Below are 13,845 nucleotides of genomic sequence, written 5' to 3'. Positions count from 1 at the left end.
CTAGTCCTCCAACCCGAGCTTCTTGGCCAGACCGATGCGCTGCAGCTTGCCGGTCGCCCCCTTCGGGATCTCGTCCAGGATGACCAGCTTGCGCGGCACCTTGAAGTCCGCCAGCCGGGCGGAGACGAACTCCTTCAGCTCCTGTTCGCTGGCGCTCTTGCCCTCGCCCAGGACGACGGCGGCGCCGACCTCCTCGCCGAGCTTGGGATGGGCGACGGCGAAGGTGACCGCCTGGGCCACAGCGTCGTGATCCATCAGCACCTCGTCGACCTCGCGCGGCGCGATCTTCTCGCCGCCGCGGTTGATGATCTCCTTCAGCCGGCCGGTGATGGAGAGATAGCCGTCGGCGTCGAGCCGGCCCTCGTCGCCGGTGCGGAACCAGCGCGCCCCGCCATCCGGATCGTCGGGGAAGTTCTCGGCATTGGCCTTGGGGTTGTTCTCGTAGCCGGCGGTGACGTTGGGGCCGCGGATCACGATCTCCCCCGCCTCGCCCGGTGCGGCGAAGCGGCCGTCCGCGTCCATCAGCCGGATCTCCGGGCCGGCGGCGATGCCGACGGTGCCCGGCTTGCGGTCTGCCGGCGGCAGCGGGTTGGAGGACATCTGGTGCGAGGCCTCCGTCATGCCGTAGCTCTCGATCACCGGACAGCCGAACACGGACTCAAGCTCGGCCATCACCTGCGGCGGCAGCGAGGAGGAGGACGAGCGGATGAAGCGCAGCTTCAGGCCGTCGATGACCTCCCTGTTGCGCGCCGCGCGGCCGAGGATCGCCTGATGCATGGTCGGCACCGCCGTGTACCAGGTCGGCCGCACCTCCTCGAACTGCTGGAAGACCCGCAGGGCATTGAAGCCCGGCGCGCAATGGACCGAGGCGCCGGCGCGCATCGAGGCGCTGACCGCCGCCATCAGCCCGTGGATGTGGAACAGCGGCATGATGTTGAGGCAACGGTCGGTCCGCTTCAGCGCCAGGGAGGTGGCGATGTGTCCGGCCGAAGCCGCCAGGTTGGCGCCGGACAGCGGCACGATCTTCGGCCTCGAGGTGGTGCCGGAGGTGTGCAGCACCAGGGCAGTGTCCCCCGGATCGGCCGGCGGGGCGGCGTCGGGCAACGAGCCGCCCACATCCAGCATGAAGCTGCCGGCCGGGCCGCTGTCGTCCTCGGTCAGGTCGATGACCGTGGCCCCGTGCTTCTCCGCCACGGCGCGGGCGGGCGTGTCCTCTCCGGCGGCGACAATCACCGCCTTGGCCTTCAGGTCGGAGATGTAGAAGTCGAACTCGTCCGCGCGGTAGCCCGGGTTCAGCGGGGCGGCGGTCGCATGGGCGGCGACGGCGAGGAAGCAGGTGGCCATGGCCGGACCGTTCGCCAGCACGATGCCGACCCGGTCGCCCGGGCCGATCCCGGCTCCGGCCAGCGCCCGGCCGGTCGCCTCCACCAGGTCGCGCAGGCCGGCATAGCTCAGGTCTCCCCGGCCGGGCGCCCCGATCGCCGGGTCGCTGCCGGCACCTTGCTGCAAGAGCTCGTAGACACTCCTCGGCGAAGCCATGCACGTTCCTCCCATGGGTGTTTTTTGTTTATTGCCCACAGCATGGGACCGAAGGACGGCCGGACGCAACGGCGGGATTGAAGGTATGTGGCCCCCTCCCCATTCACCCGCGGCCCCCATCAACCGCTCCCCGACCTTGTGCCGGGGTAACCGCCAGGGTCGGTGACGGGCCGTGAAACCCGGGCACGATCGGAAGCACCGCGCGAGCTTCTGGCCTTGCCCCGGCACAAGGCCGGGTCGTGCGGAAGAGCGGCGGTGATCCGCCTCGCCCTTTCCTTTCCCGTCATCCCGGCGACTTCCGGGCTCGACCCGGAGGTCGGCCGGGACCCAGCCATAACGCCTCGGGGGTCCCGGGCAGCCCCCGGATCAAGTCCGGGCGCTCCCGGGATGACGACGGAGGGAGGAATAACCCCCTCAGGTGATGTGCGCGCCCCGCGTCTCCACATAGACCGCGTAGATCGACTGGCTGGCGGTCATGAACAGACGGTTCCGCTTGGTGCCGCCGAAGCACAGGTTGGAGCAGATCTCCGGCAGCTTGATCTGGCCGATGCGGTCGCCGTTCGGGGCGAAGATATGCACCCCGTCATAGCCGTCGCCGACCCAGCCGGCACTCGACCACACGTTGCCGTCCTCGTCGCAGCGGATGCCGTCGGCGAAGCCCGTCCTGCCCTCCCATTCCATGCTGGCGAAGGTGCGGGGATTGGACAGCGTGTCGCCGTTCAGGTCGTACTGCCAGATCTGGCTCTTCGCCTCGGGATAATGCGACACGCCCGTATCGGCGACATACAGCTTCTTGTAGTCGTGGGAGAAGCACAGCCCGTTCGGCTTGAACGGCTCGTCGGCGACCTTGGTGATCGCGCCGGAATTAGCGTCGATCCGGTACACCGCCTCCTTGCGGTTCGGCTGCACCGAGCCGGTGTCGAGCCGGTTGCCCTCGTATTCCATCAGCCCGCCATAGCCCGGGTCGGTGAACCAGATCGAGCCGTCGTCGGGATGCACCACCGCGTCGTTCGGGGCATTGAACTCACCACCCTCGAAGCTGTCGGCCAGCACCGTGATCGACCCGTCGTATTCGTAGCGCACCACCCGCCGGTTGCCGTGCTCGCAGGCGATCTGCCGGCCGCGATAGTCGAAGGTGTTGCCGTTGGAATTGCCCGAAGGATAGCGGAAGCGGCGGGTGACCTGCCCCTCCTCCTCGACCCAGCGGAGCTGTTCGTTATTGGGAATGTCGCTCCAGATCAGGTAGCGGCCCACCCCGTTCCAGGCAGGGCCCTCGGCCCAGAGCGTGCCGGTGTAGAGCCGCTGGATCGGGGTATTGCCGAGCTTGTACTTGAAGCGGGGATCGAGGCCGATGACGTCGGGCTCCGGATAGCGCACCGGGTCGGCATTCGGCCCGAAGTTGCGGGCGAAGGCATCGGGCGCCATCGCCGTCGTCGCCGCCACGGCCGCCGCGGCGGTCAGGAATTTTCGGCGATCGAAACCGCCGGATCCGGTTTTCGAAACAGAGTCAGAGGGTTGTCCGCTCGACAGCGGCGCTGCACGCTTGAACATGTCGTCCTCCCGAAGGTTCTTGTTATTCCGACGTTCGCCGGTTCTTTGGACCGGTCGGACAGCCGGCCGGGAGAGCGTACACTATCTTTGCGTGTCGTTCAGGAATTTGCGACGGGCTTGATATCCTGGGTTCCCCGGCGGGCATCGAGTTCGCTGTCCTCGAGATCGCAGTGCAGGGCGACGAAGGGGAATTCGGTCTTCACCGCGTCGTGCAACCGATGGGCGACAGTGCGCAGGGTGGCGTGCACCGTCTTGCCCGACCGCAGCTCCGCGACATAGGCCATCTGCCGAAGATCGTAGACCACCCGGCACGGGACCAGCAGGCCGAGCGGCAGGTAATTCTGGCGCTCCTCGTCGGTAGTGGCGAGCTTCTCGGCCGCCGCCCGCTGCTCGGCCATGCGTGGCTCGACCGAGGCGCGGGTCTCCGCCGGCAGGCTCTCCAGGTACCAGGGATGAAAGCCGTGGGCCCAGCTCAGCAGCGGCATCTCGCAGAAGCCGTTGCGGTGGCGCTGGATGTCGCGGAACGAGCCGAAATCCAGCAGGAACTGGCACTCGAACGAGGCGTAGGAGCCGGCGCGGCGCGGCAACGGCTCGTATTTCGGCCGGTCGGTGAAGATCCGCCGGTCCAGCATGTCGATGCCGGCGCGATCGGCGGTACAGACATAGGCGAAGGCCGGGTGATCCTCCTGGCCTCGATAATACGCCCCCTCGCCCGCCGCCATCGCCCGGTAGGCGGACTGGGCCGGATAGTCCTTGTGGCTGAACGACCCCGGATAGCGCTCCTTCAACTCCGCCAGGATCTTCGCCGCGGTGTCCCGGGCCTCCGCCAGCGGATGCACGGCCAGGTCGCGCAGATGATCGGCCGCCTGGCGCAGGTTGGTCGTCCAGGAGAGCTGGGAATGGATGCCGGCCGGCAGGAACCCACGGGCGATGTCGAAGGCGCGCGCCTCCAGAGTCTTCGCCCAGACCCCCTCCTTCACCCCGTCCGGGCAGGGTTGGGTGGCGGTCAGCTCCACCAGGGTCTCGGCATTGACCTGGGCATAGAGGTCGAGCCAGCCCCGGATCACCGCCTCGGACTCCGACGATCCCACCGGGTCGCTGTAGCCCTGGGCGGAGAAGTCGAGATAGCGGGTGGAGGTCTCCTGGCCGAAATACAACGGGGTATCCTGCACCGCCTTGCAGGTCAGGATCGAGACGTCCTCGATGAAGATGGTGGTGAAGCCGCAGTCGCCGATCGATTCGTGACCGTAGCCCACATAGTAGCTTTCCATGAACTTGCGGAAGCCGCGCTCCTGCACGCGGGCCAGGTGGTCGACGACGCTCGACGCCGACCGGCTGTACAGCGCCTGGAGCATGGCATTCGCCTCCGGCGCCACGCCGTCCTCGATCACGATCCGCATATCCGCATTCCCTCGCGCGACCCCACCCGTCACCGGACCGGCGGGCCGCCGACCGATCCTGGCCGCAATATATAGCGTCCGAATACCCGGCGCACCCCAGTCGTAGCGGATCACCCCGCTACCCATACGTCGCTGCCGGTGATCTGCCCGTCAAGTCGGGCCGCCCGCCGGCGAATCGATATCCGCGGGACCGGCTCTCGCCCCGAGCCGGCAACGGTGAGCGACAACGGAGACCAGAAACGAATACACCCAACCAGACGAGGGTAATTCCATAAGAATTAGTTCAATTCTCTTTGATTTGCGGTATGACTTCGGCACTGGTGGGGGACGTTGGAACACTACAATGGACGCAGAGGCGGGCAGCTTCGCGAAGGACATAGAGAACATCCCAAGCGCGGCGACTCCGTCGATCGTGCTGGCCTCTCTGATCTCGAACCTGATGGCTACGGGCCTGCCGATCGCCATCCTGATCATCTATGACCGGGTGCTGCCGAACGCATCCGAGTATACGCTCGGCCTGCTGACCGCCGGCGTACTGGCGGCGTTGGCGATCGACGTGATCATCCGCATCGCCCGCGGCGCCATCGTCAGCCACCGGGCGGCGCGCTACAGCCACCGGGCCTTCCTCGGCGTCATGGAGAAGGTGTTCGCCGCCGACCCGCGCAGCTTCCAGGCGGAATCGACCGCCGTACATCTGGAGCGGCTGGGGGCGATCGACGCGATCCGCGAATCCCGGGCCGGCTACCTGCCGCAGCTCCTGGTCGACTTCCCGTTCTTCGTGCTGTTCGTCGCGCTGGTCTTCCTGATCGGCGGGCCGCTGGGCTTCGTGCTGCTGGCCTTCGTGGGATTCACCGCGATCGCCGCGATCGTCAGCGGGCTGAGCGTGCGCAGCCGGATGGAGGCGCGCCAGGCGAACAATTCCGCCCAGTCGAACTTCCTGACGGAGGTTCTGAGCGGCATCTCCACCATCAAGTCCTACGCCATGGAGCCGCTGATGAAGCGGCGCTACGAGCGGGTGATGGAGTCGAGCGCCACGATTACGGCCAATCTGATCCAGGGCAGCATCTCGGCCCAGGCGCTGACCAACCTAGTGACCCAGGCCGCCCAGATCTCCATCGTCGCCGCCGGCAGCCTCGCCGTGATCAACGGCGGCATGACCATCGGCGGGATCGCCGCCTGCATGCTGCTGACCGGGCGCGCCCTGCAGCCGCTCAACCGTGCCTCCATGCTGTGGAGCCAATACCAGTCGGTGCGCATCGCCAAGCAGCGCATCAGGGAACTGGCCGCCATGCCGACTATCGCCAGCGGCGGCGGCATCGTGCGGGACTCCCTGCACGGCGCCATCGAGTTCCGCGACGTCACCTTCAGCTATTCCAATGGCCGGACGGTGTTCGAGAACCTGTCCCTGGCGGTCGAGCCGGCGGAGACCGTGCTGATCTCGACGCGCGGCAACTGGGGCGGCAGGTCCACCCTGCTGGCTCTCGCCGGTCACATCCTGCTGCCGGACCGGGGCACCGTGCTCTACGACAATGTCGAGGCCGAAGCGTTCGACGACGAGTGGCTGCGCTCGCGCATCGCCTATCTCGGCCCCAACCCGGCCCTGTTCGAGGGGACGATCTTCGACAACATCACCGGTTTCGACCCGTCGCCGGAGCACATCGCCGAGGTCGAGGACGTGGCCGAGGAACTGGGGCTGACCGAGGCCGTGTCGAAGCTGCCCATGGGCTTCCAGACCGAGGTCCGGGCCGGCGCCGGCGATACCCTGCCGGCCTCGATCCGCCAGCAGATCCCCATTGTCCGGGCCCTGGCCCGGCTGCCGGACATCGTCCTGATGGACGAGTGCAACTCCAACCTGGACCGCGACGCCGACGACCGCCTCCGCGCGGCCCTGGCCCGCCGGCAGACCAGCACCACCATCCTGCTGGTCACGCCGCGCCCGTCCTTCCAGGCGCTGGCCCATCGCGAGATCACCATCGGGTCAGACGAGGTGGCGGACGGCGCAGGCGACGACGCGCCGGCGGTCGAGGTTCACGCCGAGCTGCGGGTCGTCGGCGCGGGAGGTGCCGCGCAATGAGCACCATGACGGTCCGCGACGGGCTGGCCGATGCCCTGCGCCAGGAGGAGATGGGCCGCTTCGAGCTCGCCTCCGACTTCGCGTCCTGCCTGATGCCGCTGCTGACCGCGCTGGGCTGGGTGCCGGATCCGGACAAGCTGCTGCGCGCGCTGCCCCACGTGGCCGAGCGCATCGACCTGATCGACTTCCGCAACGTGCTGGCCGAACTCGGCTATGTCAGCGTGCGGCACAAGGGCCGGGCCTCCGACATCGATGCGCGTCTGACGCCCTGCCTGTTCGTGTCGGAGACCGGCGTGCCCCTGGTGATCCTCACCCGCAGCGGCGGCGAGGTCACAGCCTTCGACAGCCGCAGCCGCGAGGTGGTTCGGTTCCGGGCCTCCAAGGTGATCGGCTACTACTACACCTTCGCCCGAGACCAGCACGAGGACGACGCGGCGGAGCCGGACACCTCCTTCGTCGGCGTGCTGTTCCGCCGCTTCCGCCGCGAGATCGCCATGGTCGCGATCACCAGCGTGATCGGCTCCGTATTCGGGGTGATCGTGCCGATCTTTGTGATGACCGTGTATGACAGCGTCATCCCGGCCGCCTCGCCCACCAGCCTTTACTGGCTGCTGCCGGGGGTGGCACTCGCCCTGTTCGTCGATTTCTGCCTGCGCCAGATCCGCGGCGCCTCGGTCGCCCATGTGGCCGGACGCATCGACTTCCTGCTGTCGACCGAGGCGTTCCGCAAGATCCTCTCGCTGCCGCCGAGCGGGACGGAGGGCAACACGCTCGGCTCCCAGCTCGCGCGGTTCCGCGGCTTCCAGGGCCTGCGGGACGTCATGAACTCGCCGGTCATGACCCTGCTCCTGGAGGTGCCGCTGATCCTCACCTCGATCCTGGTCATCGCGCTGATCGCCCAGCCGATCGTCCTGGTGCCGCTGCTGGGCCTGGTCGCCATCGGCCTGCTCGGCGCCCTGTTCGTGCCGTCGATCCAGCGGGCCGAGCGCGACGCGGCGGCCGCCCGGGCGGCGCGCGACCAAGTGGCGACCGAGGTGATCTCCAAGCAGCGCGGCATCCGCGCCACGGTGATGGGCGCCGCCTTCATGGACCGCCTGCGACCGCTCTCCGCCCGCACCGCCCTGGAGCGCAACCGCGTGTCCCGACTGAACACGGTGCTGCAGTCGCTGCTGCACGGGGTGCTGATGGCGACCGGGCTGATGACCCTGTTCTTCGGCGCCGAGGCCGTCATCGACCAGCGCATGACCACCGGCGCGCTGGTTGCCTCCATGGCCCTGGTGTGGCGCATCCTGGTCCCGGCCCAGGTCGGCTGCCAGAGCCTTCCCCGCCTGGTGCAGATGCGCGGCACCATCGCCCAGGTCGACCGGCTGATGCGGGCCAAGTCGGAGGACACGACGACCGACGCCCGGGTGGCCGACCACCGTTTCACCTCCAACATCGCCGTGCGCCGGCTGTCGGTGCGCTACAACCAGGAGACCGACCCGGCCCTGCTCGCCGTCTCGCTGGACGTGAAACCGGGTGAGATGGTCGCGCTGATCGGACCGAGCGGATCCGGCAAGTCGACCCTGCTCAAGGTCATGGCCGGGCTGCTGCGCCCGCAGGCCGGCACGATCTTCTTCGGCGGGGTGGAGATGCGCCACCTGGGGCCGGTCGAGCACCGCCGTAATGTCGGCTACCTGTCCCAGACCACCGACCTGTTCCACGGCACGATCGCCCAGAACCTGCGTCTCGCCCGCCCCGACGCGCCGTTCCAGTCGCTGCGCGACGCCTGCGACCGGGCCGGGGCACTCGACGAGGTCGAGGCACTGCCCGAGGGATTCGAGACCGTGATCGGCGACGAGAAGAGCGTCAGCCTGTCTGAAAGCTTCCGCCAGAAGCTGTCGCTCGCCAGGATCTGGCTCAAGGACAGTCCGGTCATGCTGCTGGACGAGCCGGCCCAGAACCTGGACGGCATCGGCGACGTCGCGCTGACCCAGGAGCTGCAGTCGCTCAAGGGCCACCGCACCATCTTCTTCGTGACGCACCGGCCGAGCGCGATGCGCCTCGCCGACCGTGTCTTCGAACTCAACCAGGGCCGCCTCACCGAGGCCAAGCGCGACTCCTTGTCGATCTCCGGGATCCAGAACCCATGAGCAACCTCACCGTCTCCCCCCGTCCCGGGCGATCCGCCGGCACGCCGGCGGTGCGCCGCACCTCCTATCTCGCCCAGTCGATCCACCTGGAGGAGAGCAGCTCGCCCCGGCTGATCCGGCTGACCATCCTGCTGATGGCCTTCGCCGTGGCCGGCGCGGTCGCCTGGGCGGCGACCGCCCGGCTCGACCAGGTGGCGCGGGCCGACGGCTCGGTGATCCCGTCGTCCAACGTGACCGTGCTGCAGCATCTGGAGGGCGGCATCGTCGAGCAGGTGCTGGTCCGACCCGGCGACATCGTCGAGCCCGGCCAGACCGTCATACGGATGAGCGGCACCGGCGCCGGCTCGGAACTGCGGCAGCTGCGCACCCGCGAGGCGTCGCTGGCGGCCCGGCTGGAGCGGCTCTACGCCCAGATCCAGGACCGCGAGCCCGATTTCTCCCCCTGGCGGGACTCCTATCCGGAACTGGCCAACGAGCAGAGCGAGCTGCTGGCCGCCAGCCGGGCGACCCGCAGGGACCGTATGCAGCTGTTCGAGGAACAGCTCAAGGACCAGAACATCCAGCTGGCCACCCTGCTGTCCCAGCGCACGACCATCGAGGACAGCATCAAGCTGATCGAGGAGGAGGAGCGGCTGCGCAAGGAGCTGCTCGACAAGGGGCTGACCCGGCGCTTCACCTATCTCGACGTGCTGCGCGACCTGAACCGCACCCGCGGCCAGCTCGTGCAGCTCGAGGGGCTGATCTCCCGCAACCGCCAGGAGATCGCCGAGATCGAGGCGCGGCGGGTGTCGTTCGAGAGCACCGACGACAGCCAGGCCCTGACCGAGATCACCACCATTTCATCCGAGCGCGCCGAGGTGAAGGAGTCGATCAGCCGGTTCGAGGACCGCTTCGCCCGGCTCGACATCACCTCGCCGATCCGCGGCGTGGTCCAGGAGCTCGTCTTCACCTCCTCCGGCTCGGTGGTGGCCCCGGGCGCGGCGGTCGCCCAGATCGTGCCGATCGAGGACGACTATGTGGCGGAAGTGCTGCTGAACCCGAAGGACGTGGCCTTCGTCGCCCCCGGCCAGGAGGCCACGGTGCGGGTGACGGCCTATGACTTCGCCCAGTTCGGCGGCATGCCGGGCAAGGTGGAACGGATCTCGCCGACCACGGTGACCACGAACAACGGAGGCAGCTTCTACAATGTGGTGATCCGGCTGGAGCACAACCATTTCGGCGAGGAGCCGGGCAAGCACATGATCCTGCCGGGCATGATCGTGCAGGCGGATATCCGCACCTCGGACCGGACCCTGCTGGACTACCTCGCCAAGCCGATCACCCGCGCCTTCCAGGTCGGCTTCACGGAGCGCTGAGGGGACGGCGGCGCCGGTGCTTCCGGCGTCTTCCCGCTACGATCCCTACCCATCCATCCGCCTGCCCGGCCTTGCGCCGGGGCCGAAGACGATGCCCTGCGGAACCGGTCCGATCGATCCGGAAACGCTCCACAAAGCCGACGTCTCGATTCTGGCGTGAGGCCGGGAAACCGGCGAATGGGATAGGGCGCGCCGCCTCACCCGAAGCCGGCGACCTGCATGTTGTCGTCGAGATCCTCGCCGGCCGGAGTCCCGCCGCTGTCCGCGCCGCCTCCGCTGTCGCCACCGTCGCCGCTGTCGTTCCAGCCGTCGCCGCCGCTATCGTCGCCGGCATCGCCACCGTCGCTGACCTGATCGCCGGACTCGCCCTCGCTGAGCGAGACCCAGTCCTGGCTCTGGGCGGCCGCGTCGCCGGATTCGACCTCGGCGAACAGGGCGGCGTCCTCGTCGGCCCCGTCACCGCCATAGAGCACGTCGTCGTCATGGCCGCCGATCACCGTGTCGTCGCCGTCACCGCCGGCGACCGTATCCCGGCCGTTGCCCGCCGACAGGGTGTCGTCGCCGGCCCCGCCGGACAGCACATCACTGTCGTGGCTGCCGTCCAGCAGATCGTCGCCGGCCCCGCCGGACAGGGTGTCGGCCCCGTTGCCACCGGACAGCGTGTCGTTCCCCGCCCCGCCCGACATCGCGTCGTTATCGTGGCTCCCGGCCAGGGAGTCGTCGCCATCGCCGCCGGCGAGGCTGTCCATCCCGTTGCCACCGGACAGGGTGTCGTTGCCGGACCCGCCGTCGAGCAGGTCGGCGTCGTGGCTGCCCTCCAGCCGGTCGTTACCGGCGCCGCCGGACAGCGTGTCGCTGCCGTTGCCGCCCTTCAGGGTGTCGTCGCCCTCGCCGCCCTGGAGCGCATCGCGATCATGACTGCCGTCGAGGGAGTCGTTGCCGGCGCCGCCGGACAGGGTGTCGCTGCCGTTACCGCCGTTCAGCGTGTCATTGCCGCTACCACCCGATATCAGATCGTCACCGTGGCTACCGTTCAGCCGCTCGCCGGTGTCCTCCGATACCGGGCCGACACGGGCAGCGCCTGAGACGATCCCGCCCCGATCGCCGCCTCTGCCGGAGGAGAACCGACTGCGGGAGATCTCCTCGTCAGCACCACCGTCTCCAGCCTCGTTACTGCCTGCGCCGTTATTGCCTGCTCCGCCGTCCTGATAGCCGGCAGATCCGGATCGGTTGCCGTTTCCGGACGGTCCCGCGACGAAGCTCAGGTCCGTGGTTTCGCCATTGCTGGTCGCGGAGACCGATGCGAAATCGCCGTTCATGGAGAAGGCGCCGTCACCCTCGCCGTCGCCGTCGAGATCGATGCTCACCTCGGTGGTGGTTCCGTCCGACTGCAACGCGACATTGTCGGTCCCGACACTGGCGTTGATCCGGACCACGTCCTGGTCGCCGTAATCGGCGATCACGTCGCCATCGGTGGCCACGAAGGTATCCCTGCCGTTGCCGCCCATCATCGTGTCGGCGCCGGAGCCGCCGTCGAGATAGTCGTCGTTCTCGCCGCCGGAGAGCGTGTCGCTGCCGGAGCCGCCATAGAGCCGGTCGGATCCGTTGCCGCCGATCAGCAGGTCGTCACCGTCCTGACGGACCGCCGGGGAATCCTCGCCCGCACCGCCCGACACGCTGTCGTTGCCCGCGCCGCCGCTCAGCGTATCGGCACCGGCATCGCCGGAGACGCTGTCGTTGCCTTCGCTACCGCTGAGCGTATCGGCACCGGCGTCGCCGGAGACGCTGTCATTCCCGTCTCCGCCGCTCAGCGTATCGGCGCCAGCGTCGCCGGAGACGCCGTCGTTGCCCGCGCCCCCGCTCAGCGTATCGCCGCCGGCATCACCGGAGACACTGTCATTCCCTTCGCCACCGCTCAACGTGTCGGCGCCAGCGTCGCCGGAGACGCTGTCATTACCCTCGCCGCCACTCAGGGTATCGGCACCGGCGTCACCAGAGACACTGTCGTTCCCTTCGCCACCGGTGAGGGTGTCGTGGGCAGCGCCGCCGCTCAGGGTGTCGGCGCCCTCGCCGTCGACCGCGTCCGGGCGTTCGTCCGCGATGTCGAGTCCGGCGGTCGCCGCCTCGTTGCGGGCGCCGTGCTCGTCCTGGACCACCACGCTGATCCGCGCCTCGCTGCCGCCGGACGGGGTCTCCGACAGGCTCAGCGACACCGACCGCAACGCCTCGGTATAGCGCGAGGGCGGGGCGTCGCCCTCGAAGGTGACGATGACGCTCCCGTCCTCCTGGGCGACGACCAAAGCGGTGATGCCGGCGACGCCCGTGGCGACGGTGACCGTGCCCGCCCCGCCCAGGTTCTCGACCCGGACCTCGGCCCGGCTGATGCTGTCCTCGCGGTCGGAATCGCTGACCTCGACCTGGGACAGCAGTGCGATACTGCCCGGGCTGGCGTCGCCCGAGCCGGAGGAGACCGCCAGATCGGCCGGGTTGCGTCCACCGCCGACGGTCGCGCCGGCGAGCCCACCGGACTGCCCGATGGACAGGCTGACCGGCTGCACGCCGGTGACGACCGGACCGCGGTTGAGGTCGGCGACCTCGCCGTCGACGACGAATTCCACATTCTCGAAACTGTCGATCGTCAGATCGAGCCCGTCGAACGTCCGGCTGGAGTCGGCATCGGCCAGACCGTCGCGGATGTCCTGGAAATGGTCCTTCAGGGCGAACAGATCGTCGCCGGCACCGCCTTCCAGTCGCTCGGAGGAGACCTCGACCCTCAGCGTGTCGCGGCCGGAGCCGCCCTGGTAGTCGTCGGAGCCTCGGGTGTTGCGGTTGGCATCGACGTCGAACACGCCGACGTCGTTGCCGGCGCCGAGATCCACCGTATCGGCCCCGGCCCCGCCGGCCACCGTGTCATTGCCGTCCCCGGCCAGGATCCGGTCGTTGCCGGCACCGCCGGACAGGGCGTCGCGGCCGCTACCGGCGCTGATCGTGTCGTTTCCGGTGCCGCCGTCGACCTGGTTGTCGCCGTTCCCCGCCCGCAGCAGATCGTTGCCGGCGCCCCCCGACAGGGTGTCGCGGCCGGAGCCGGCGGTCACGTTGTCGTCGCCGCCGCCCGCCGCCACGCTGTTGTGGCCGTCCCCGACCCGGATCGTATCGTCGCCCCGCCCGGCGGACACCGTGTCCGAGCCGCTTCCGGCCGACACGACATTATCCCCGTGCCCGGCATTGACCTGGTTGGACCCGTCGCCCGCATAGATCGTGTCGTCGCCGCTGCCGGCGGAGATCACGTCGCTGTCGCGCCCGGCGCTGACATGGTTGTCGCCGTCGCCGGCATCGACCGTGTTGCGGCCGTCGCCGACCACAAGGCGGTCGTCGCCGCTCCCGGCCGATACCCGGTCCGCACCGGAGCCGGCGCTGACGATGTTGTCGCCCCTGCCCACGTCGATGTCGTTGTTGCCGGAACCGGCATAGACCGTGTCGTCGTGGTTGCCCGTGCGGACCGTGTCCGAGCCCGAGCCGGCGGTGATCTGGTTCTCGCCATGACCGGCGGAGATCACGTTGCTGCCGTCGCCGGCGCGGATCGTGTCGTCGCCCGAGCCCGACGAGATCGTGTCGCTGCCCGACCCCGCCGTCACCCGGTTGTCGCCGTCGCCCGCACCGATCCGGTTGGACCCGTCGCCGCCATAGATCGTGTCGTCGCCGCGGCCGGCGGAGATCACGTCGCTGTCGCGCCCGGCGCTGACATAGTTGTCGCCCGACCCGGCATCGACCGTGTTGCGGCCGTCGCCCACCAC

Annotated in this window: 6 protein-coding genes and 1 pseudogene; 3 read left to right on the top strand and 4 right to left on the bottom strand. The window is 68.9% G+C overall.

Translation table 11 applies throughout. From position 1 onward, the window contains the following. The 3 genes from BLS34_RS00040 to BLS34_RS00030 form a co-directional block, all read right to left on the bottom strand. The gene (locus BLS34_RS00040) at positions 1-1,539 is read right to left on the bottom strand and encodes an acyl--CoA ligase (protein ID WP_028792956.1); all 1,539 of its coding nucleotides are present in this window, start codon (positions 1,537-1,539) and stop codon (positions 1-3) included. Positions 1,540-1,953: 414 nt separating this feature from the next. Beyond that, on the bottom strand, positions 1,954-3,090 hold the full coding sequence (locus BLS34_RS00035) for an SMP-30/gluconolactonase/LRE family protein (protein WP_175474046.1): 1,137 nt from the start codon (positions 3,088-3,090) through the stop codon (positions 1,954-1,956). Between the two features lie 98 nt (positions 3,091-3,188). Then, on the bottom strand, positions 3,189-4,490 hold the full coding sequence (locus BLS34_RS00030) for an FAD-dependent thymidylate synthase (protein ID WP_175474045.1): 1,302 nt from the start codon (positions 4,488-4,490) through the stop codon (positions 3,189-3,191). 343 nt (positions 4,491-4,833) lie between these two features. On the opposite strand from BLS34_RS00030, the gene BLS34_RS00025 reads away from it, so the two are divergent. From BLS34_RS00025 to BLS34_RS00015, 3 genes are read left to right on the top strand one after another with little or no spacing between them, the layout of a single operon-like run. Further along, positions 4,834-6,564, top strand: coding sequence for a peptidase domain-containing ABC transporter (locus tag BLS34_RS00025; RefSeq protein WP_028792953.1), 1,731 nt, complete (start codon positions 4,834-4,836; stop codon positions 6,562-6,564). Beyond that, positions 6,561-8,696, top strand: coding sequence for a peptidase domain-containing ABC transporter (locus BLS34_RS26590; RefSeq protein ID WP_093147255.1), 2,136 nt, complete (start codon positions 6,561-6,563; stop codon positions 8,694-8,696). The genes BLS34_RS00025 and BLS34_RS26590 overlap by 4 nt, the downstream gene beginning before the upstream one ends. Next, positions 8,693-10,051 (top strand): HlyD family type I secretion periplasmic adaptor subunit, encoded by a 1,359-nt coding sequence (locus BLS34_RS00015; protein WP_093147253.1) that lies wholly within the window; start codon positions 8,693-8,695, stop codon positions 10,049-10,051. Before BLS34_RS26590 ends, BLS34_RS00015 begins: the two co-directional genes overlap by 4 nt. Before the next feature lie 197 nt (positions 10,052-10,248). Here BLS34_RS00015 and BLS34_RS00010 read toward each other — a convergent pair. Beyond that, positions 10,249-13,845, bottom strand: a pseudogene (locus BLS34_RS00010) (hypothetical protein); the annotation flags it as partial.

This window comes from Thalassobaculum litoreum DSM 18839, assembly GCF_900102465.1.
Classification (GTDB): domain Bacteria; phylum Pseudomonadota; class Alphaproteobacteria; order Thalassobaculales; family Thalassobaculaceae; genus Thalassobaculum; species Thalassobaculum litoreum.
This window is presented reverse-complemented; position numbering and strand designations above follow the sequence as displayed.

Excerpts from the sequence above, each read along its gene's own strand:
- BLS34_RS00035 (WP_175474046.1), bottom strand. The coding sequence starts at position 3,090 with ATGTTCAAGCGTGCAGCGCCGCTGTCGAGCGGACAACCCTCTGACTCT.
- BLS34_RS00040 (WP_028792956.1), bottom strand. The coding sequence starts at position 1,539 with ATGGCTTCGCCGAGGAGTGTCTACGAGCTCTTGCAGCAAGGTGCCGGC.
- BLS34_RS00015 (WP_093147253.1), top strand. The coding sequence starts at position 8,693 with ATGAGCAACCTCACCGTCTCCCCCCGTCCCGGGCGATCCGCCGGCACG.
- BLS34_RS00030 (WP_175474045.1), bottom strand. The coding sequence starts at position 4,490 with ATGCGGATCGTGATCGAGGACGGCGTGGCGCCGGAGGCGAATGCCATG.
- BLS34_RS26590 (WP_093147255.1), top strand. The coding sequence starts at position 6,561 with ATGAGCACCATGACGGTCCGCGACGGGCTGGCCGATGCCCTGCGCCAG.
- BLS34_RS00025 (WP_028792953.1), top strand. The coding sequence starts at position 4,834 with ATGGACGCAGAGGCGGGCAGCTTCGCGAAGGACATAGAGAACATCCCA.